Source organism: Flexivirga caeni (assembly GCF_003724155.1).
Taxonomy (GTDB): Bacteria; Actinomycetota; Actinomycetes; order Actinomycetales; family Dermatophilaceae; genus Flexivirga; species Flexivirga caeni.
Genome location: NZ_RJJQ01000019.1, coordinates 70,709 through 90,459 on the forward strand (window position 1 = coordinate 70,709; position 19,751 = coordinate 90,459).

Annotated in this window: 22 protein-coding genes and 2 tRNA genes; 14 read left to right on the forward strand and 10 right to left on the reverse strand. The window is 68.0% G+C overall.

Annotated features, from left to right (window positions below):
* Positions 1-210 precede the first annotated feature (210 nt).
* The 6 genes from gyrA to EFY87_RS16340 all read left to right on the forward strand — a co-directional run bounded on the left by gyrA (position 211) and on the right by EFY87_RS16340 (position 4,529).
* Complete coding sequence (gene gyrA / locus EFY87_RS16320) at positions 211-2,835, forward strand: DNA gyrase subunit A (protein ID WP_123272561.1); 2,625 nt, start codon at positions 211-213, stop codon at positions 2,833-2,835.
* The gene (locus tag EFY87_RS16325) at positions 2,832-3,398 is read left to right on the forward strand and encodes a DUF3566 domain-containing protein (RefSeq protein WP_245988704.1); all 567 of its coding nucleotides are present in this window, start codon (positions 2,832-2,834) and stop codon (positions 3,396-3,398) included. The genes gyrA and EFY87_RS16325 overlap by 4 nt, the downstream gene beginning before the upstream one ends.
* A 276-nt stretch (positions 3,399-3,674) precedes the next feature.
* Positions 3,675-3,751, forward strand: a tRNA-Ile gene (locus EFY87_RS16330).
* Between the two features lie 31 nt (positions 3,752-3,782).
* Positions 3,783-3,917 carry a DLW-39 family protein gene (locus EFY87_RS20705; protein WP_220093671.1) on the forward strand — a complete coding sequence of 45 codons (135 nt, stop codon included), beginning with the start codon at positions 3,783-3,785 and terminating at the stop codon, positions 3,915-3,917.
* Between the two features lie 65 nt (positions 3,918-3,982).
* Positions 3,983-4,055: transfer RNA gene (locus EFY87_RS16335), tRNA-Ala, on the forward strand.
* 102 nt (positions 4,056-4,157) lie between these two features.
* Positions 4,158-4,529 (forward strand): SRPBCC family protein, encoded by a 372-nt coding sequence (locus EFY87_RS16340; RefSeq protein ID WP_245988705.1) that lies wholly within the window; start codon positions 4,158-4,160, stop codon positions 4,527-4,529.
* Between the two features lie 279 nt (positions 4,530-4,808).
* Here the strand turns inward: EFY87_RS16340 and EFY87_RS16345 are convergent, their stop codons facing one another.
* Positions 4,809-5,138, reverse strand: coding sequence for an XRE family transcriptional regulator (locus tag EFY87_RS16345; protein WP_123272563.1), 330 nt, complete (start codon positions 5,136-5,138; stop codon positions 4,809-4,811).
* 251 nt (positions 5,139-5,389) lie between these two features.
* Here EFY87_RS16345 and EFY87_RS16350 point away from each other — a divergent pair, with 251 nt between their 5' ends.
* Positions 5,390-5,833, forward strand: coding sequence for a pyrimidine dimer DNA glycosylase/endonuclease V (locus EFY87_RS16350; RefSeq protein ID WP_123272593.1), 444 nt, complete (start codon positions 5,390-5,392; stop codon positions 5,831-5,833).
* Between the two features lie 20 nt (positions 5,834-5,853).
* On the opposite strand, the gene EFY87_RS16355 is transcribed toward EFY87_RS16350, so the two are convergent.
* Together EFY87_RS16355 and EFY87_RS21395 are read right to left on the reverse strand one after the other, a co-directional pair.
* Positions 5,854-6,285, reverse strand: coding sequence for a VOC family protein (locus EFY87_RS16355; RefSeq protein WP_158607683.1), 432 nt, complete (start codon positions 6,283-6,285; stop codon positions 5,854-5,856).
* Positions 6,286-6,305: 20 nt separating this feature from the next.
* Positions 6,306-6,437 (reverse strand): 4a-hydroxytetrahydrobiopterin dehydratase, encoded by a 132-nt coding sequence (locus EFY87_RS21395; RefSeq protein ID WP_123272594.1) that lies wholly within the window; start codon positions 6,435-6,437, stop codon positions 6,306-6,308.
* A gap of 240 nt (positions 6,438-6,677) precedes the next feature.
* Here EFY87_RS21395 and EFY87_RS16370 point away from each other — a divergent pair, with 240 nt between their 5' ends.
* Positions 6,678-7,139, forward strand: a complete 462-nt coding sequence (locus tag EFY87_RS16370; RefSeq protein WP_245988706.1) for a PaaI family thioesterase — start codon at positions 6,678-6,680, stop codon at positions 7,137-7,139.
* A gap of 15 nt (positions 7,140-7,154) precedes the next feature.
* Here EFY87_RS16370 and EFY87_RS16375 read toward each other — a convergent pair whose 3' ends face one another.
* Positions 7,155-8,429, reverse strand: a complete 1,275-nt coding sequence (locus EFY87_RS16375) for an RNA polymerase sigma factor (protein ID WP_123272565.1) — start codon at positions 8,427-8,429, stop codon at positions 7,155-7,157.
* 23 nt (positions 8,430-8,452) lie between these two features.
* Positions 8,453-8,827 (reverse strand): YciI family protein, encoded by a 375-nt coding sequence (locus EFY87_RS16380; RefSeq protein WP_123272596.1) that lies wholly within the window; start codon positions 8,825-8,827, stop codon positions 8,453-8,455.
* A gap of 181 nt (positions 8,828-9,008) precedes the next feature.
* Here EFY87_RS16380 and EFY87_RS16385 point away from each other — a divergent pair, with 181 nt between their 5' ends.
* The gene (locus EFY87_RS16385) at positions 9,009-10,325 is read left to right on the forward strand and encodes a lipase family protein (protein ID WP_123272566.1); all 1,317 of its coding nucleotides are present in this window, start codon (positions 9,009-9,011) and stop codon (positions 10,323-10,325) included.
* A gap of 8 nt (positions 10,326-10,333) precedes the next feature.
* Here EFY87_RS16385 and EFY87_RS16390 read toward each other — a convergent pair whose 3' ends face one another.
* The 3 genes from EFY87_RS16390 to EFY87_RS16400 all read right to left on the reverse strand — a co-directional run bounded on the left by EFY87_RS16390 (position 10,334) and on the right by EFY87_RS16400 (position 13,723).
* The gene (locus EFY87_RS16390) at positions 10,334-11,479 is read right to left on the reverse strand and encodes an alpha/beta hydrolase-fold protein (RefSeq protein WP_123272567.1); all 1,146 of its coding nucleotides are present in this window, start codon (positions 11,477-11,479) and stop codon (positions 10,334-10,336) included.
* The gene (locus tag EFY87_RS16395) at positions 11,472-12,434 is read right to left on the reverse strand and encodes a Type 1 glutamine amidotransferase-like domain-containing protein (protein ID WP_148043379.1); all 963 of its coding nucleotides are present in this window, start codon (positions 12,432-12,434) and stop codon (positions 11,472-11,474) included. Before EFY87_RS16395 ends, EFY87_RS16390 begins: the two co-directional genes overlap by 8 nt.
* A 74-nt stretch (positions 12,435-12,508) precedes the next feature.
* A complete protein-coding gene (locus EFY87_RS16400; protein ID WP_123272569.1) occupies positions 12,509-13,723 on the reverse strand; it encodes an ATP-grasp domain-containing protein in 1,215 nt (404 codons plus the stop codon).
* 77 nt (positions 13,724-13,800) lie between these two features.
* Here EFY87_RS16400 and dinB point away from each other — a divergent pair, with 77 nt between their 5' ends.
* A complete protein-coding gene (dinB, locus tag EFY87_RS16405) occupies positions 13,801-15,000 on the forward strand; it encodes a DNA polymerase IV (protein WP_342769133.1) in 1,200 nt (399 codons plus the stop codon).
* Between the two features lie 35 nt (positions 15,001-15,035).
* Here dinB and EFY87_RS16410 read toward each other — a convergent pair whose 3' ends face one another.
* Entirely contained in the window at positions 15,036-15,827 is a 792-nt protein-coding gene (locus EFY87_RS16410; protein ID WP_123272571.1) for a hypothetical protein, read from the reverse strand.
* A gap of 119 nt (positions 15,828-15,946) precedes the next feature.
* Here EFY87_RS16410 and EFY87_RS16415 point away from each other — a divergent pair, with 119 nt between their 5' ends.
* Positions 15,947-16,465, forward strand: a complete 519-nt coding sequence (locus EFY87_RS16415) for a peptidylprolyl isomerase (protein WP_123272572.1) — start codon at positions 15,947-15,949, stop codon at positions 16,463-16,465.
* Positions 16,462-17,328 (forward strand): rhomboid family intramembrane serine protease, encoded by an 867-nt coding sequence (locus EFY87_RS16420; protein WP_123272573.1) that lies wholly within the window; start codon positions 16,462-16,464, stop codon positions 17,326-17,328. Before EFY87_RS16415 ends, EFY87_RS16420 begins: the two co-directional genes overlap by 4 nt.
* A 501-nt stretch (positions 17,329-17,829) precedes the next feature.
* On the opposite strand, the gene EFY87_RS16425 is transcribed toward EFY87_RS16420, so the two are convergent.
* A complete protein-coding gene (locus EFY87_RS16425; RefSeq protein ID WP_123272574.1) occupies positions 17,830-18,270 on the reverse strand; it encodes a cell division protein CrgA in 441 nt (146 codons plus the stop codon).
* Positions 18,271-18,366: 96 nt separating this feature from the next.
* Here EFY87_RS16425 and EFY87_RS16430 point away from each other — a divergent pair, with 96 nt between their 5' ends.
* A complete protein-coding gene (locus tag EFY87_RS16430) occupies positions 18,367-19,092 on the forward strand; it encodes a DUF881 domain-containing protein (protein ID WP_123272575.1) in 726 nt (241 codons plus the stop codon).
* 6 nt (positions 19,093-19,098) lie between these two features.
* Positions 19,099-19,725 carry an aminodeoxychorismate/anthranilate synthase component II gene (locus EFY87_RS16435; RefSeq protein WP_123272576.1) on the forward strand — a complete coding sequence of 209 codons (627 nt, stop codon included), beginning with the start codon at positions 19,099-19,101 and terminating at the stop codon, positions 19,723-19,725.
* Positions 19,726-19,751 lie beyond the last annotated feature (26 nt).

The following is a 19,751-nucleotide window of genomic DNA, read 5'->3' on the forward strand; positions in this document are numbered from 1 at the left end:
GATTGACATCTGAGTTGTCTTGTCCGCCTCCTCGCAGCCCTGTCCGGGGTGTCCGCTCGCAGGCGCGCGGACACCCCGGCCCGTGCTGGTCGTCGGCTCACGACGGGCCGGCTGGGGTGCCCGAGAATTCTCTTGCGCCGTCGCCGGTGCGTGTCAAGCACGACACCGCCATACACGAACTCTGAATCACACTGAACAGCAAGGGAACTCATGACTGACGACACGACGCCCCCCACCGGCGGGGACGGCGAAGGCCCGCGGTCGAACGTCGACCCGATCGACCTGAACATCGAGATGCAGCGCAGCTACATCGACTACGCGATGGCGGTCATCGTGAGTCGTGCGCTGCCGGACGTTCGCGACGGCATGAAGCCCGTGCACCGGCGCATCGTCTACGCGATGTTCGATGGCGGCTACCGGCCCGACCGCGGCTACAACAAGTGCAGCCGCGTCGTCGGTGACGTGATGGGTCAGTACCACCCGCACGGTGACAGCGCGATCTATGACGCCCTGGTGCGCCTGGTCCAGCCGTGGTCGATGCGCTACCCGCTGATCGACGGTCAGGGCAACTTCGGCTCGCCGGGCAACGACGGTGCCGCGGCGCCGCGATACACCGAGTGCCGGATGGCGCCGCTGGCGATGGAGCTGGTGCGCGACATCGAGAAGGACACCGTCGACTTCGAGCCGAACTACGACGGCAAGACGATGCAGCCGACGGTGCTGCCGGCGCGGTTTCCGAACCTGCTGGTCAACGGCGCTGCCGGCATCGCGGTTGGCATGGCGACCCAGATTCCCCCGCACAACCTGCGCGAGGTCGCCACCGGAGCCCAGTGGCTGCTGGCCCACCCGGAGGCGACCCGGGAGGAACTGCTGGAGAAGCTGCTGGAGCTCATCCCCGGCCCCGACTTCCCCACCGGCGCGCTGATCATGGGCAAGAAGGGCATCGAGGAGGCCTACCGCACCGGCCGCGGCTCGATCGTGATGCGGGCGGTGGTCAACGTGGAGGAGATTCAGGGCCGACAGTGCCTGGTGGTCACCGAGCTGCCCTACCAGGTCAACCCCGACGCACTGGCCGAAAAGATCGCCACGCTCGTCCGGGACGGGCGGATCGGTGGCATCGCCGACCTGCGCGACGAGACCTCGGGCCGCACCGGCCAGCGTCTGGTGATCGTGCTGAAGCGGGACGCCGTCGCCAAGGTCGTGCTGAACAACCTCTACAAGCACACGCAGTTGCAGCACAGCTTCGGCGCCAACATGCTCGCCCTGGTCGACGGCGTGCCGCGCACGCTGCCGATCTCGGCATTCATCCGCTACTGGGTGCAGCACCAGGTCGAGGTCATCCGCCGGCGCACCGAATACCTGCTGCGCAAGGCCGAGGAAGAGATCCACATCCTGCGCGGCTACCTCAAGGCGCTGGACGCGCTCGACGAGGTCATCGCGCTGATCCGGCGCAGCCCCAATGTCGAAGAGGCCCGCACCGGCCTGATGGCGCTGCTGGACGTCGACGAGATCCAGGCGACCGCGATCTTGAACATGCAGCTGCGCCGGCTCGCCGCACTGGAGCGGCAGAAGATCATCGACCAGCACGACGAGTTGCAGCGCGCGATCGAGGACTACCGCGACATTCTGGCCAAGCCCGAGCGGCAGCGGCAGATCGTCAGCGAGGAACTGGCCGACATCGTCGACCGGTATGGCGACGAGCGGCGCACCCAGATCGTGCCGTTCGACGGGGACATGTCGATGGAAGACCTCATCCCCGAGGAGGATGTGGTCGTCACCATCACCCGCGGCGGGTACGCCAAGCGCACCAAGACCAGCGAATACCGTTCGCAGCGGCGCGGTGGCAAGGGTGTGCGCGGTGCGAGCCTGCGCGGGGACGACGTGGTGGAGCACTTCTTCACCACGACGACCCACCAGTGGCTGCTGTTCTTCACCAACGCCGGCCGGGTCTATCGCGCCAAGGCGTACGAGCTGCCGGAAGGCAGCCGGGACGCCAAGGGGCAGCACGTGGCGAACCTGCTGGCCTTCCAGCCGGGCGAGCAAATTGCCCAGGTGATGGCGCTGCGGGACTACGAGCAGGCGCCATACCTGCTGCTGGCCACCAAGCGCGGCCTGGTGAAGAAGACGAAACTGTCCGACTACGACTCGCCGCGCACCGGCGGTCTCATCGCGGTCAACCTGCGCGACGGCGACGAGCTCGTCGGCGCGGGTCTGGCCAGCGGGGCCGACGACGTGCTGCTGGTGTCGCGCAAGGGTCAGTCGGTGCGCTTCCACGCCACCGACGACGTGCTGCGCCCGATGGGCCGGTCCACGTCCGGTGTGACCGGGATGAAGTTCCGCGACGGTGACGAACTGCTGTCGATGAACATCGTCGTCGACGGCACCGACCCCGACGTGTTCGTGGTTTTCGAGAACGGTTTGGCCAAGCGCACTGCCGCGTCGGACTACCCGATCAAGGGGCGCGCGACGCTCGGCGTGAAGGTGGCGTCGATCTCCGATCGCGGTGGCGACCTGGTCGGTGCGCTGACCGTCGACGAGTCCGACGAGGTGCTGGTGGTGATGGAGAGGGGCAAGATCGTGCGCTCCCCCGTCATCGAGGTGCGCAGGACCGGCCGCTCCACTCAGGGCGTGCAGTTCGCGACGCCGGACAAGGGTGACTCGATCGTCGCGGTGGCCAGGAACGCCGAGCAGGAAGTCGAAGACGATCAGCCGGATGGCGTACCGTCGTCGGAGGTGCCCGAGCCGGGTGCCGCGGACGGCGAGGTCTCGACCCCTGAAGGGTCGGCCCCGGCGGACGACGAGCAGATTCCGGACGAGCCGGGAGACGATGAGTGAGCACTGACGGATCCGACGCCGCGGGCGCGGGGACGACGGCGACCGACGGGGGAGCGGTGAAGCTCCCTGCGGCAGCCGCCGGGGGTACGAAACGCGAGACGCCTCCGCAGTCCAGCGGGGCACGCGCCAAGCCCGCCGCTCGCACTCCGGGCCGGGCAGCACCGCGTCAGGGCGGTGCTCCGCGCCGGCCCGGTCGCAGCACACCCCGCCGGGTGCGGCTGACGGTGTCGCGCGTCGACCCCTGGTCGGTGATGAAGATCGCATTCCTGCTGTCGGTGGCGATCGGCATTGCCATGGTCGTGATGATCGCCATGCTGTGGACCGTGCTGAAGGGCATGGGCGTGTGGGACAACATCAACGACCTGCTCCGCACCCTGGAGACCAACGGCAAGTCGTTCGACATCATGGACTACGTCGGCTTCGGCCGGGTGGTGTCGCTGTCGGTGGTGATCGCCTTCGTCGACGTGCTGCTGATGACGGCGTTCGCGACCCTGGTTGCGTTCCTCTACAACATTTGCGCCTCGCTCGTCGGCGGCGTGCAGATGACGCTGTCGGACGACTGAGACCGCCGCGGGTATGCCGGGAGCCCTCGCCGGTCCGCGGCACACTTCGCCGGTCCGCGGCACACTTCGCCGCACGCTGAGTGGTCAGTTGTTGCGGTGAGCGCTCGCCGCTCGCAGCAACTGATGACCTCTCGGCGGCGCCCGGGGCGATCTGGCGGGGATTGGCGGCTGCGAGCGGCCCGCCATACGCACTCGTTTTGGTGCAGCCCCCCTGCGTGAGATAGTCTCGTCCGGCGCCCGGGGCATGCTGCCACGGGAACACACCGGTCGGTGTACGGGCCTATAGCTCAGTCGGTTAGAGCGCTTCCCTGATAAGGAAGAGGTCACAGGTTCAAGTCCTGTTAGGCCCACCACGACCTGTCCGCCACTGATTCGGAGCAGAACATGTTGAAGAAGATCGCCCTGTTGCTCGGCATCGCCGGTGTGGCTGTGATCATCAAGCAGAAGCTCGCCGCGAAAAACGACAGCAAGGACCTATGGGCGCAGGCCGCGGACAAGCCAGCCGACAACGCCAGCTGAATTCCCGGAGGGTCTGCGGTCGTCCGCTGCGCGGGGACTGCGAGCCCTTTCGACAACTCAATAATGGGGCGTTAACTCAGTTGGTAGAGTGCGACCTTTGCAAGGTCGAAGTCAGGGGTTCGAGTCCCCTACGCTCCACTTCAAGGTCGTCGTTCGAACCAGTGACCTTCTCGGCGTGAATTCACGATTCTGTTCCCTGGGTGTCAGACTCGGTGGATGCGGAGCAGGCATGTAAGTCGGGTGATCGCCGCGTCGCCCGAGGTGGTCTATGCGTTCGCGGCGGATCCGGACAACCTGACGAGATGGGCGGCGGGGCTGGCGCAGGGTGCGGTTGTCCGGGAAGGCGACAGCTTCCTCGTGGACTCGCCCATGGGCCGGGTCACGGTCACATTCGTTCCGCACAATGGTTTCGGGATCATCGATCACGATGTCGCGTTGCCGTCGGGTGAAGTGGTGAACAATCCGGTCCGGGTCATCGCGCATCCCGAGGGGGCGGAGATTGTCTTCACGATCCGGCAGCTTGCCCTTTCCGATGATGACTTCCTACGGGATGCAGCGGCGGTCGAGCGGGATCTCGACACGCTCAAGAACCTCATCGAACAAGGCTCGTGAGCCAAGAATCCGCCATCTCGTCGACATTCCGGGACCGAGAGTTTCGCCCGTCTCGAAGCCTCCGGGTGGATGCGCAACCCGCGACTCCGTGCGCTCATCGCTCTGGCAGGACTTCCCGCACCGGTCCCGGGATCTGCCGGGCAGGGAGCCGGCGGGCTGGAGCTACGCGACCGTCTGCCTGACTCGCGCTTCCACGGATTACGGGCACAACCCGAGCCACACGGCGCGCTCGCAACGACCGGCCGCAGAAAGCGCGGATCGATCCGCCACATGAAAGAGCTAGTTGAGCGGAGACAGTACGAGTCTTCGGTTGCCAAAGGTTGCGGTGACTTCGACGGTGCCGCCGAGTGCTTCGACGTAGGACTTGAGGGTCGCGAGGCAGGAGCGGTCGAGGTCTCCCGCTTCGAGAGCGGAGATCGTGGGCTGGGTGATGGCCATGCGGTCGGCGAGTTCCTTCTGCGTCACTCCCTGTTCCTCGCGGATCTCACGGAGCCGGTAGGCGCGCTCTTCGGCCTCCATGCGAGCGACGTGATCGGCGACGGCAGCCTCGTCGACGGGGCGCTTGGCGCGCACGTCACTCCATGGGGTGGTCTTCGTCTTGGTGCTCATCTCACTCCTCCTCATTCGTCAGCCACTCATCGAACCGGTCATCAGCGATCGGGATGTTCTGGTCGTACCACTGCTTCCATCTGTCCGACTTGTCGCCGGCGATGAGCCGAATCTTTGACCAGCACCTCGGTGCCCGGATAGATGCCGAGCTGGGTATTCCAACTACCGTTGGTCTGGCGGTGCCGGTTCAGACGCATCGCGCAACGTCGAATTCCACGATGGAGTCCGAAGAGACCGGAGGGGGGTTCCAGGTGCGGATCTGGTCGGTGCATCCCCGCTTCCTGGATGGGAAGGGCCTGGTGGCCGGCTGGCGCGAGGCTTTGCTCGCGCAGGCAGTGCTGGCCGGACGAACGCGCGGCTACATCCGGCATCCTCAGCTGGTCCGATTCCGGGCGCAGGACGATCCCATCGGTGCGATCGGCGCATATCTGGTCGGGCTGGCCGATGAGGCAGACGCACGGGACTACCGTTTCGACCGGACCCGCATCGACCGCCCCAGCGCAAGGGACGCGTCGATGGCGGTCACGGACGGACAGCTCTGGTATGAGTGGGCACATCTCCAGGCCAAGCTGGCCGCCCGCAGCCCGGAGGTTGCTACCCGCTGGCGCGACGCGGCGCCCGTGCCGCATCCGGTGTTCCATATCGTCCCCGGTCCGGTCGAGGGCTGGGAGCGGCCGAATCCCGCGTCAGCCTGAGTGGGATCGGTCAGTTGCGGTCACTCGCGGCCCTGCCAGGTCGTCAGACACGCGCGATTGCCCTGCGGATCAGCCAGCACCCAGAACACGGGGGCAGCAGTGTCGTCGACCAACTTGCCGCCGGCGTTGAGCGCGGCGGCAATGCGGTCCTGGACCACCTCGGGCGGGATGCGCAGGTCGAGGTGCCACCGCTGCCGCGGGGTGTCCTGGGCTTCGGTGGGCTGGAACCAGATGGCCGGCCGGCGTCCGGTGGTGTCGTGGAGCTGTAGCTCGCCCCAGCGTCGACCGTGTCGTAGCCGAGCAGGGGCCGCCCAGAACGGTCGCATCTGTGCTTCGTCAGCCGAGTCGAGGCCGAGCTCGAGCACACTGGTGCGTTCCGGGTGCGACGCGACCCCGGCTGCCGATGCCAGCTCGCTGACGGTGCGGGCGAGCGCCACGTCGCGTGAAGTCACTCCCCCGACGTCGTGACTGATCAGCCGGATGTCGAGCCGCCCGTAGGTGAGTCAAGATCGGGATGGTGACGCATGTCCTCGGCAGCCTGCGCGGTCGCGTCGACCAGCCGGATCGCAGTGACGAAATCGACGGTGTCGAAGCTGGCGTGCAGCCGGCCCCGGCATCGTGTGGGTGCCCGTTGAGGACGCCGAACCCAGCAGCATCGCGATCGCCCGGTCCGAACGCGATCACCGCGACGCCGTGGCCACCTTCATGCGGGCTGCCGCCACCTTCGGTGACGCGTGACCGCGCCGGCCGACCGGGGGTGGGCTGACCCACCGAAGGCGACCGCTCGCTGTATGTTTTGCTGGACCGAAGCGCTACCCGGCATACCTTGTCGCCCGGAGGTCCCGTGTCCGATCAGTCGCAGCGAAGGCCGGACTTCGCCACCACGAACGGACTGGACCAGTTGCGTTGGCTGCAGCTGCACGACAGCGACCAGATCCCGTCGATCCGGCGCTTGCTCGGGATGCGCTTTACCGAGGTCGAACCGGGCCGCGTCGTCATGGAGCTGAGCACGGAACCCGACTTCGCCAACCCGCATGGGACCGTCCACGGCGGGGTGATCGCGACCCTGCTGGACTCGGTGATGGGGTGTGCGGTGCACACGGAACTCGCAGCTGGCGTGGGATACACGACGCTGGAACTGAAGGTGAACTACCTGCGCGCCGTTGGCCTGACCGGTGAGCGACTGATCGGCGAAGGCACGACGATTCATGTCGGCCGCCGAACCGCGGTGGCCGAGGGCACCGTGCGCAATGGCGCAGGCACGCTGGTCGGGCATGCCACCACGACGTGCCTGATCCTGTCGTGACCAGGCCACCGCGCACTAGGGACTAGCTGCGTCGGCCCGGCGCAGCAGGATGCTGCGCTCCCCTTCGTTGCGCGTGCGGGCGGCTGCGGTGCGGAACGCCTCTGCCGCTTCGGTATGCCGCCCCGCCCGCTCGAGCAGGTCGCCATACACGCCGGGGATGAGGGGTGAATCGCCGAGCGCGTCCGCGGAAACCGCTGCCAGCACAGCAAGTCCGGCGTCCGGGTCGAAGGCGCGGCCGTGCGCTACGGCGCGGTTGACCTCCACGACAGGGCCCGGTGCAGCGGCGGCCAGCACGTCATACAGCGTGGCGATGCGGCGCCAGTCGGTGTCCCCGGCCCGGGTCGCGCGGGCGTGCTGCGCGGCGATCGAGGCCTGCAGGAAGTAGCGGCCGACCGGCCGGCGCCGCGCGGCGAGCAGTTCCGCGGCGCGCAGGGCGCCGAGTCCGCGGCGGATCAGCAACTGGTCCCAGCGGGTGCGGTCCTGTGCCTCCAGCAGCACCGGCAGACCGTCGTCATCGAGCCGGGCCGGCATCCGGGAACCCTGGATCTCCAGCAGCGCCAGCAAACCCAGCACCTCCGGATCACCCGGCGCGAGTGCGGTCAGCATCCGGGCGAGCCGGATCCCCTCCTGGGCCAGCGCCGGCCGCATCCAATCGGCGCCGGACGTGGCGGCATACCCCTCGGTGAAGATGAGATAGATGACCGCCATCACGTCGTCGAGTCGCTTCGTGCGGTCGGCGCCGGTCGGCAGCTCGAACTCGGCACGCGTCGTAATCAACGTCCTCTTGGCGCGCGAAATGCGCTGTCCCATCGTCGATTCGGTGACCAGGAAGCTGCGCGCGATCTCCGCCGTGGTCAGGCCGCCGACCAGCCGCAACGTCAGCGCGGCCCGAGAGTCGGGAGTGAGCGACGGATGGCAGGACAGGAAGATCAGCCGCAGGACGTCGTCCTCGATGTGGTCGACCTGGGCATCGAGGTCCGGCATCTGCGGCTCCCGTCCGCCGTGTGCGTGCTCCAGCTCGGCGACCTTGCGCCGGTGCACTTCTGCCCGCCGGAAGTGGTCGATGCCGCGCCGCTTCGCGGTCGTCATCAGCCACGCGCCGGGATTGCCCGGTATGCCGGTCGCCGGCCATTGTTCGAGCGCCGCCACCAGCGCGTCCTGCGCGAGGTCCTCGGCGAGCGCCACGTCGCGGGTCATCCGGGTGAGGGCGCCCACGAGGCGGGCCGACTCGGCTCGCCAAGTGGCCACGATCGCCTCATGCGGGTCCTGCGTCTCGCTGGGCGGCGGCATCCGGCCAGCGTAGTGAGGCCGGCTCAGTCGCCGGGTGCCTCCGGTCCGTCCGAGATTTGCCGCAGTGTCGCGACGACGGTGACCTCGGGCCAGTGTTCGGCGTGCAATTGCGCGAACTTCTCCTGCTCGGCGACGGCATCCTCGAGACTGTCGAACTGCATGATGGACCACCCGCCGACCACTTCCTTGCCCTCGGCATACGGGCCGTCAACGCGGCTCACCTCACCCCCGCGGACGACGAAGTTGACGGCATCCTCGGTGCCGTAGAGCCCGCCGCCGTCGAGGAAGACACCCTTGGCCGCCTGCTCGCCGATGTAGACGTCCATCGCGTCGAACAACGACTGCGGCGGCATGCCGATGCCTTCTTCCATCCGCACGAATCCCATGAAACGCGGCATTGCGATCACTCCTTCTAGGTTGCTGGTGCGTGCTGTCACCCGTATGTCGAACAAGCCGGCGTCGCTTCGACATCGGCGATCCGGAAGTTTTCGGAGGCGTCAGAATCTTGTGCAACTGACCTACCAGTAAGTAACTTATCCTGCGCAGGTGACCTCCCTCACACCTTCGATAGGACAAGACATGGCACGCAGCAGGACCTTCGCAGCAATCGTCACGGGTGCCGTCGCAGCAGGCGCACTCGGCGGGTTGACCGCCGCGCCGGCGCATGCCGACACCAACTTCTTCAGTTACCACGGCAGCAGACCGCTGGCGTCCTACGCGCCCGGTGCCGTGCTGGGTACCCGCACCATCGACTATCACCTGGCCGGCATCGCGCTGCCGGTGAAAGTCGAACAGATCCTCTACCGGACCCAGAACGCCGTGGGGGCACCGGACGCCAACGTCACGTCGGTCATCCTGCCGCCGGGCAGGGCCAAGTCCGGCGAGGCCGTCTCCTACCAGTCGTTCTACGACTCGCTGAGCGTTGCGGACAGCCCGTCACGGGTCTTCGCCGGAGACCAGCGTTTCCCCGGTGGAGTCATCCCTAACATCGAGACCGCCCTGATCGCGCCGATGCTGCTGCAGGGCTATCCGATCGTCGTGCCCGACACCGAGGGGCCGACCGCCGACTTCGCGGCGGGCCCGGAGTATGGCGCGACGACCCTCGACTCGATCCGCGCGGCCAGCAGCGCCGCAGGCACCGGCATCAACGCCAGCACGAAGCTCGCGCTCTTCGGCTACTCCGGCGGGGCCATCGGGACCAATTGGGCGGCGGCGATGGCACCGTCATACGCACCGGACGTGAACAAGCGACTGGTGGGCGCCTCCGAAGGCGGCCTGCTCGTCGACCCGGCGCACAACCTGAAGTACGTGTCGGGCAGCCCGGTCTGGGCGGGTGTCGCGCCGATGGCGCTTGCCGGCGCGTCGCGGGCGTACGGGCTGAACCTGGCGCCATACGTCAGCACGTCTGGCGCGAGCGTGCTGGCCGGGGTGCAGAACGACTCCATCGCCCAGGGGCTGCTGGCGAACCCGTTCATCACCTGGCAGCAACTGGTCAAGCCGCAGTATGCGAACCCCGACTCGATCAAGCCGTTCGTCGACGCCGTCAACAAGCTCAACCTCGGGCAGCGGCCGTCACCGACGGTGCCGATGTTCATCGAGCAGGGCGCGGGTGGCTTCTTCGAAGGGACGCCCGGCAACAAGCCCGGCATCGGGGCCGGCGACGGTGTGATGATCACCGGTGACGTGCGGAGTCTGGCCCGGCAGTACTGCGCATCGGGTACGACGGTGAAATACACCCAGCAGGACCTGCTGTCGCACGTGGCGACCGCCGTGCCCTGGGCCACCGCGTCCATCGGATGGATCAACGACCGCTTCGCCGGCCAGGCCGCACCCAGCTCGTGCGGGTCCATCCCGGCAGGCAATTCGCTGGCGCCCGAGGTGTATGCCGGTAGCTGACGACCGGCCTACTCGTAGACGTACTTCTGCGGGCCGGGGAAGATCCACGACAGGCCGTCGCGGAGCCGGTCGCGCCAGTCCTCCCAGGAGTGGCCGTCGCGCGCCTCGACATACCGGACGCGCATGCCGGCCCGCTCGAAGACGGGCACCATCGACCGGTTGGGCACGATCAGCGGCTCGTAGGTTCCACATGAAACGAACAGCCGGCCCGCGACCTTGCGCGGCGCCGCGCGGTAGCGGTTCATGAAGCGGACCACCGGGTCGAAGACCGGGCCGCCGTCGTGGTCGGTGCCGATGTCGGTGAAGACGAACGAGCCGGACTGCAGGATCAGCGACCCGAACACGTCCGGATAGCGGTATGCCGTAGACAGGCTCGCGACGGCGCCGAACGACGCACCCATCAGGCAACGCCCGGAAGGTGTTGTCAGCAAGGGAAACTGATCTTCCAGGGTGGGAATGAGCTCCTTGACGACGAACCGGGCGTGCTGCACCGAGTTGGCGTATTCACGGTTGCGGTCTCCGGGATTGCTGAAGACGACGACGGTCTCGGCCATGTCGAGCCGGTGGATCAGGTTGTCCAGCACCGTCTTCATTGCTGCGTAGTGCAGGTAGTCGTCGCCGTCGTGCACTACCAGCAACGGGTAGGAGTGCGTCATGCGAAACCGTGCCGGCAGGTAGACCCGCGCCTCGGTGCGACGTCGCAAAGCCCCGGACTGCACTGTCAGATCGATGATTTCACCCGGCCGCGCATCCGGGTCGGGGTGGACCCAATCGGGCACGGCATACCCGGTGGCCTGGCACACCGAGGAGGACCCCACCGGACTGTTGGCGACATGTGGGTTGAGCGGGTCATTGCCCTGCTCGTAATGCTCCCCGTGTCGCACCTCGAGCTGGTATTCCACCCGGGATCCCGCAGGAAGCTCCAGCACCACGAACCACAGCGAGGTCTCCCCCAGGCGGCGCATCGGCACCCGCTGCGGCTGCCCGACGATCCGGTGCCGCACCCAGACCTCGTCTGCCTGGCCGCGGTAGAGAAAGGTGCAGTGCTCGCCCTCCACAACCGGAACGTCGTGGAGTTGTAGAAAACGGTCAATGGACTGCTCATCCAACGGTTTTCGTGCACGCAGGCGGTGTATGGCGAGTTGCTTAGCCATCGATTGACTCCTCGGCTGGTGGCGCGGTCACCACGCAGGACAGGCCACCAGATGTCCCGATCACCGGGGTGCCGGCAGGCAGCGCTCCGTCGGCCGGCACATCCACGCGTGCGCCAGGGTCGAGCGGGACGCAGAGTGCGGGAGCAAATCGCCTGGCAAGCAAGGACATCCGGTCGGTGTTGTTCATGTGCAGGCGCTTGTGCGCCGACGGCAGGACCACCGTGTCGCGCAGCAGCGCGAGGCCGTCGTCATACACCTCCGGTGGGCGGGGGCCGCGAATCGCGTTGTCGTTGAAGAGAACCACGCGCTCGGTCAGGACCATGGCGCCCGCCGACCAGGCGATGATCGGCAACCGATCGAGCCCCGCCGGCACCACATTGAACAGGTGCAGTGCGTCCAGCAGCTCCGCCACATGACCGCCGGCGATCACCACCGCTTCCGTCTGCGCGAGCACCTGCGCGACCTCCGCCCGATGGGCGGCGATCAACGGGTGCTCGTGCGGCCGGGTCAGGTCGTAGAACTCGGCGTCGATGTCCCGCACCCGCTCCAGGTGACGCCGGTCCAGGGAGCGCAACACTTCTTCGGCATCGCGCAGGGCGAATTCCCTGGAGCGCGAAGATCTTTCGGTCTGTTCACGCAACTCGGTGATTGCCCTGGACGTGTGGCTGACGCCGATCTGGTAGAGCTCCTGCATGTCGGAGAGTTCGGCCTGCCGCGCTCGGTGGGCAGCCGCGAAATCGGGGTCGCGGTCGAGGATCTCCTGTCGGCGGCTCCACAGGGCCAGATTGACCGCTCGGCCACCGAGGTGCTCCTGCAACTCACTGTCGGCGACCTCGCGCTCCTGCCAGCCGGCCGTGATGGTCGCGAACGGTCCGTCGAGCTGGAGGCCGGCGACGACCTTGTCGAGGCCGGGACGGCGCTGCGGGCCGAGCAGCACGATGCCCGACTGGTCCAAGCTCACTCCTTCTGTCACGCCTCTGCCCTCAGCTGCGGGCCTCGCTGCGCTCGTGTCCTCGCCTCGGTCCAAGCTCACTCTGCATGCACCTGCACGGTCCGCCCGACGTCGTCAAGCATCTCGCGCAGAACGTCGAAATCGTTGTGCCGCATACGAATCCAAGCGTTTGCCATGTAGCCCGCCGCAACCGGCTGGGTCGCGCTGCCGATCGGCAGATGTGCGTCGATCACCCACTCGCCGTAGCGATGGTTGATCTCGTCGATGCCGTCGATCGAGGTGATCGTGCCGTCCCGGTCGGGCCGCAGCGCGATGATTCCGGCGGCATACCGCCGGCTGGGCACATGCCACACGTGGTGGTGCACGATCGCGTCCGCCCAGGCACGATAGATGTCCATCTCATTGCCCGCGGCGTACAGGTCCCAGCAGCCCACACCGGGCGGCCGGGCGCCGATCTCGCTGAACCGCAAGCCTTTCGGGCTGACAAAGTATTCCATGTGCGTCGGTGCGGTCTGGATGCCGAGCACCTCGTTGACCCGCTCGCCGAGCGCGCGCAACTCGCCGTAGAACGGTGCCGAGTCGACCCGGTTCGTCGCGATGAACTGCGGGCTGATCCACCGCGTGCGCATCGCCTCCAGCACGCCCGGGTAGTAGTGCGACGCGAAGTCAATGGCGATCGCGCCGTCGACGCTGAGCGTGTCATAGAAACCTTCGTGACCCTCCACGAACTCCTCGATGGCGATCGACTCCGCACCGCCGAAAGATGCTGCCGCATCGACCAATTCGCGATAGTTGTCCACGCGCACCGTGCCGGCCGCGCCCGCACCGTCGCGCGGCTTCAGAATCACCGGGTAGCCGTGCTCGTCGACGAAGTCGCGCAGGTCGTCCAGCTGGTGGGCGGCCGCCGACACTGCAGTCGGAACGCCCGCCGCGCGCAGCGCCTCCTTCATGGCGGGCTTGTCGCGGCACAGCCAGGTCGTGCGCACCGACGTGCCGGGTATGCCAAGGGCCTCCCGCACGATCGCCGCGGGCAGCGTGTGCGCCTCGATCGTCGCCTCCATCCCGTCGATCCACGCGATCGACTGGAAGTGCTCGACAGCCGTCCGCAGTTGGTCGACGTCGGTGACCGAGCCGACCTGGTAGTAGTGGCCGATCCACGACTGCAGCTGCTCGTCCAGCCACTCCCAGGGCGTCTCGCCCACGGCGAAGACGGTTGCTCCGACCTCGTGCAGGGCGCGCGCGAACTCCCGCTGGTTGCGCGGGAAGTTCGGCTCGACGAAGACGATGTTCATGACACGCCAGGCTAACGACAATCGGGCGGCGGGCACAGATGGCGCGCGTTGTCGGTGGTCGCTGCGAACATGCGTTCGTGACAGAGGGCAGTTTCCTGCACGCCGACCTCGACTCGTTCTACGCCAGCGTCGCCCAGCGGGACGATCCGGCGCTGCGTGGGCGGCCCGTGGCCGTCGGTGGCGGCATCGTGCTCGCCGCCAGCTACGAGGCGAAGGCGTGCGGGGTGCGCACCGCAATGTCCGGGCGCGTCGCCCGGAGACTGTGCCCCGGCTTGATCGAGGTGCCCCCGGCGTTCACCGCGTATGTCGAGGCGTCGCGCGCAGTGTTCGAGGTGTTCCGCGACATCACACCGGTCGTTGAGGGGATCTCGATCGACGAGGCGTTCCTGGACGTCGGCGGACTCGCCCGGCTCAGCGGCGCACCCAGTCGCATCGGTGCGACCTTGCGCCGGCGAGTGAAGGCCGAAGTCGGGCTGCCGATCTCGGTCGGCATCGCCAGCAGCAAGTTCCTGGCCAAGGTGGCGAGCGCGGCGAGCAAGCCGGACGGCCTGCTCAGCGTGCCCGTCGGCGAGGAGCTGAGCTTCCTGCACCCATTGCCGATCGAGGCACTGTGGGGTGTCGGCAAGGTCACCTCCGCCCGGTTGCACGACCGGGGCATCGCCACCATCGGGGCGCTGGCAGCGCTCGAACGAGACACTCTCGTCTCGATCGTCGGCCGCGCGGGTGGGCAGCACCTGCACGCGCTGTCGCACGGGCTCGACCCACGGCGGGTGGAGACGGGGCACCGGCGCCGGTCGGTCGGGGCGCAACGGGCGATCGGCCGCGGGCGGCATACCGGCGAGGAACTCGACGCCACGCTGATCAGCCTGGTCGACAAAGTGACCCGCAGGATGCGCTCCGGGGACGCGATCGGACGCACCTTCGTGCTGCGCCTGCGCTTCGACGACATGACGCGCGTGACCCGGTCGTGCACCATACGCCGCGGCACGGCGGGCACCGACGCCTGGCTGGCGGCCGGTCGTGCCCTGCTCGGCGACGCGATGCCGATGATCGTCGATCGCGGGGTCACGCTGATCGGCATCAGCATCACCGGCCTGGACGGTGCCGACACGGAGCAACTCGAACTGCCCTTCGACCCGCGGGAGCCGTCCCGGCTCGACGGCGCGCTGGATGCAGTCCGAGAGAAATTCGGCTCGTCAGCGATCACCCGCGGGGTGCTGGTCGGCCGCGCCGAGGGCTTCAGCGCGCCCCAGCTGGACGCGCCCTTGCGCCGATGATCGTGCGTCGGCTCCGAACGGATGTCGCCGCGGGATCAGCTGCCGGCCGCGTGCCGGCCGCGCCGGGCTCCGGCGTCGGACAACGCGTCGTCGACCTTCGCCTCCGCAGCGCCGACGAGGTCGCCCTGGGCGGCCTCGGCTCCCGCGGCATCGGCCCGCTCCACCACCGGAAGTGACCGGTCGTCCACCGTGACCACCGCGGCCTTCTTCCGGCCACTGACGAAGAGCGCGACCGCTCCCACGCCGGCCAGCAGCCCGAGCGCGATCAGCACCTTGCCCTTGCGGCGCCTCTTCTTCGCCGCGACGGCGGGCACCGCAGCCTCGACCGCGTCCCGTGCCTGCTGCGGCAGGGCGGCATACGCCTGCTGGGTGCTGGTCGCCGCGGAGTCGACTGCGGCCTGAATGCGCGGCAGCCATTCCTCGGTGAACAGGTGCGTCGCCTGGTCCTTGGTCAGCCCGGCTTCCTGGACGCGTTCGACGGCAGGCGCCACCGCATCCTGCACGCTGCCCGCCGCGTCCGTGGTGGCGTCCTTGAGCTTGGCGACCTGGGGTGCCGCGGCGTCCGCGGCGTCCTGCGCTGCCGCTTTCACCTTGGCGACTTGGGGAGCCGCGTTGTCGGCTGCGTTCTTCACCGCTTCCTTGGCCTTGGCGACCTGAGGTGCTGCGGAGTCCGCGACAGCGGCAGCGGCGTCCCCGAGGTGATCGACGACGCGTTCGGCGACCGGAGTCGCCTTCTCCTTGACCGCGGTGGCCGCTGCGGAGGCCGAAGCCAGCAGATCCTCGGCCTTGTCCGTCGCCGCGTCCTGACGGGTGGTCTTGCTGGGCACGTGAAGTCCTCCCTCGGTGGTTGGCTTTCGCCTTATCCTGCCAACGATCGGATCCGGCCGCCAACGCGGGACGTGGGGCGAAGCCTTCTGCAGGTGTGCCGGGATGCGAGACTGTCCGCATGATTGCAACGCTGCACACGAATCACGGCGACATCAAAGTCAACCTGTTCCCGAACGACGCACCCAGGACGGTCGAGAACTTCGTCGGCCTGGCGCAGGGGACCAAGGACTACCAGGACGACGCTGGCCGCACCAGCCCGACGCCGTACTACGACGGACTCACCTTCCACCGCATCATCCCGGGTTTCATGATTCAGGGTGGCTGCCCGCAGGGGATCGGCGTCGGCGGTCCGGGCTACACCTTCGACGACGAGATCTCCCCGGACAAGAACTTCACCGCACCATACATCCTGGCGATGGCGAACGCCGGCACCCGCGGTGGTCGCGGCACCAACGGCTCGCAGTTCTTCATCACCGTCGGTCCGACCACCTGGCTGCAGGGCAAGCACACCATCTTCGGCGAGGTCGCCGACCAGCCGAGCCGTGACGTGGTCGACGCGATCGCGGGCGTGCCGACCGGTGCGCAGGACCGCCCGGTCGAGCCGGTTGTGATCGAGAAGGTCACCGTCGAGCAGTGACCGAGCACGGGGGCTTCGGCCCTACCTGCCCACGCCACCCCGACCGGGTGGCGCTGGTTTCCTGCCAGCGCTGCGGCCGGCCGACCTGTGCCGAATGCCAGCGGCCGGCCGCAGTGGGCGTCCAGTGTGTCGACTGCGTCAAGGCCCAGCAGCGGCGCTCGCGCACCCTTGTCACCGCCTTCGGCGGCCGGGCAACGCAGGGCCGGCCGGTCGTCACGATCAGCCTCATCGCGATCTGCGCGGTGGTCTGGGTCGGCCAGCGAGTCAACAGCAAGGTCACCACGGACCTCTGGTATGTGCCGATTCTGTCCAAGGAGGATCCGTGGCGGTTCCTCACTGCCGCGTTCGTCCACTCACCGGACACCCCGTTCCACCTGCTGTTCGACATGTACGCCCTGTGGATCGTCGGGCAGTACCTCGAGCCAATGCTCGGCCGAGTCCGGTTCCTCGCGCTCTATCTCATCTCCGCGGTGGGCGGATCGGTCGGCTTCGAGTTGCTGGCCTCCACCCCGAAGACGGTGACCGACTACAACGTCGGCTGGCTGACTCCCACGGTCGGCGCATCCGGCGCCGTCTTCGGCTTGTTCGTAGCCGTGGTCGTGCTCAACCGTCACCTGGGCCTGCAGATCGGTCCGATGATCAGCCTGATCGCGATCAACGCCGTGCTCGGTTTCGTGGTGCCGGACGTCGCCTGGCAGTCGCACGTCGGCGGCGCGGTCACCGGCGGGCTGTGTGCGGGAGCCATTGCCGTCCTCGGCCGCCAGCGTGCCACCATGCAGTGGGCCGCGCTCGCCGGAGTGACCGTGCTGCTGATCGTGCTGGCCGTCATACGTTTCGACGCCGTGCACCTGCCAACGGCCTGATCTCCTCCGCCGTCGGCCGTATGACGGAACCGCGCCGACGCCAAAGCTTCGTGACAGGCCGTAGAGGGTCCATTTGCAGCACCTGCGCGTGAATTTCTCTCGTATTTGTCGCGGGATGCCGGGCGCACGGTCGCCCCGAGTGTCCTGGTTCGGCGGCGCACGGCGATTCGGCGGCTGAGTCTCGATCAGACGATCGAAGTTACATTGCTGTAGTTTTCCACTGCTTGTGGATAACTGTGTGGACAACTGCGCTGCGGGACACGGTGGGCCCGAGGGAGCGCCTCCGCGGTGATGCCGGTCGCGCCACGCCCCCCACCATTGACGCTCGAAACCGCCGCTGACGGTGTAGCTGCCCCGTCAGCGGCGGTTTCGAGCGTCAGCGGGCAGTTCGGCCGTCGCCGGTGGTCCGTGCGGCCGGGCCGTACCCCCAGAATTACAGCCATGTAGTTTTCCACTGGCTGTGGATAACCCAGTGGATAACTCGGGGAGCGCGACGCGGCCTCAGCGCCAGCGCGTCGTCATACCGAAGCCGACCAGGATCAGCACGAAGCCGATCGCCATATTGCCCAGCCCGATGCCGGGGATCGGGTACTTCTCCGCGGACAGGTAGTAGACGACCAGCCAGAAAAGTCCGATAACCATGAATGCGCACAGCGTCGGCACCCACCAGCCGGGGCTCGGCGCGTCGATCGCCTTGGCCGCCCGCTTCTCGTCGCGCTCGATGTCCGCGGCCTTCCGGGCGGACTTCTTGGCTTCGCGCGCGGCTTCCTTCTCGGCCTCGCGCTGTGCCGCCTTGTTCGCGGCCTGCTTTGCGGCCAGGTCGTCGATCGCCTCGGCGCGTACCTCCGCCCTGTCGCCAGGCGCGGCGGTAGCCTCCTGCTCGGCGATCAGCTCGGCCTCGTCGATGTCGGCCTGGTCGGCCGGCTCGTCGGACTTGGTCATGGCGTCGCCCTCCTACGGCGGAATGGAACAATCGACGTCAAGAGTAGTCATCGGCCCCGTCGTGCCGGTGCCGGGCGACCAGGAAGGCTGCGAAACATGTGGCTGCCGCGCAGTCGCTGGGCGTATGGCGTGCCCCTGATCGCCGGTGCCGCCGGCCTGCTCTTCGGCGTCAGCGCAGCCACCTCGCACGGCACCGACCTGCGGCCGGGCACCCGCGATCTGGTGCAGGTCGTGCAGGACGGCAACCACAAGGTCGCCGTGCAGGCCAAGACGGTGTCCCGGCTGCAGACGCAGGTCGCGCAGCTGGGCCGCCGGGACGCGCCCGGCTCGGCCCGCCTCAAGCAGACGACGCGCACGGCCGACGGCTACGCGGCAACGGCCGGCCTCAGCAGCGTCACCGGCGAGGTGGTGTCGGTCTCCCTGAACGACTCCCACCGCGACCCGTCCACCCTTCCCCCGGGCGCCAACCTGGACTGGCTGGTCGTGCACCAGCAGGACGTCCAGGCAGTGGTCAACGCGCTGTGGGCGGGCGGTGCGACGGCGATGATGCTGATGGACCAGCGGGTGATCTCGACCTCGGCCGTGCGCTGCGTCGGCAACACTCTGCTGCTGCAGGGCCGCGTCTACTCACCGCCGTTCGTCATCAAGGCGATGGGCGACCCCGCGAAGCTGCGCGCGGCGCTCGACGACGACCCGGACGTCGAGAACTACAAGGTCTACGTCACCCAGGTCGGCCTGGGCTACGACGTGAGCACGGGCAAGGAGACGTTCCCGGCATACCAGGGCGCGTTGGACCTGAAATACGCGAAGGTTGGGAAGTAACGCCGTATGACGAACATTCTGGTGATCGACAACTACGACAGCTTCGTCTTCACGATCGTCGGCTACCTGCAGCAGCTGGGTGCGCAGACGACGGTGGTGCGCAACGACGCGATCACCGCCGACGACGGTGAGGGGTATGCCGGGGTGCTGATCTCCCCCGGGCCGGGCACGCCGCAGGAGGCGGGCGTCTCGATGGCGATGATCGCCACGTGCGCGCAGCGGGAGCAGCCGATGTTCGGCGTCTGCCTGGGCCACCAGGCCCTCGGGGTCGTGTATGGCGCGACGGTCGACCGCGCGCCGGAGTTGCTGCACGGCAAGACGTCCCGGATCGTGCACGACGGCGAGGGCGTGCTCGCCGGGCTGCCGAGCCCGTTCACGGCGACGCGCTACCACTCACTGGCGATCATGCCGGGCACCGTGTCCGACGAGCTCGAGGTGACCGCACGCACCGACAGCGGCGTCATCATGGGCGTGCAGCACCGCGCCCTGCCGCTGTATGGCGTGCAGTTCCACCCCGAGTCGGTGCTCACCGAGGGCGGTCACCGGATGTTGGCCAACTGGCTCGAGCTGTGCGGCCTGCAGGGTGCGGTCGAGCGGTCAGCCGGGCTGGCGCCGCTGGTGCACAACGCCTGAGCTGCCCTGCGGATCGAGAGGACCCG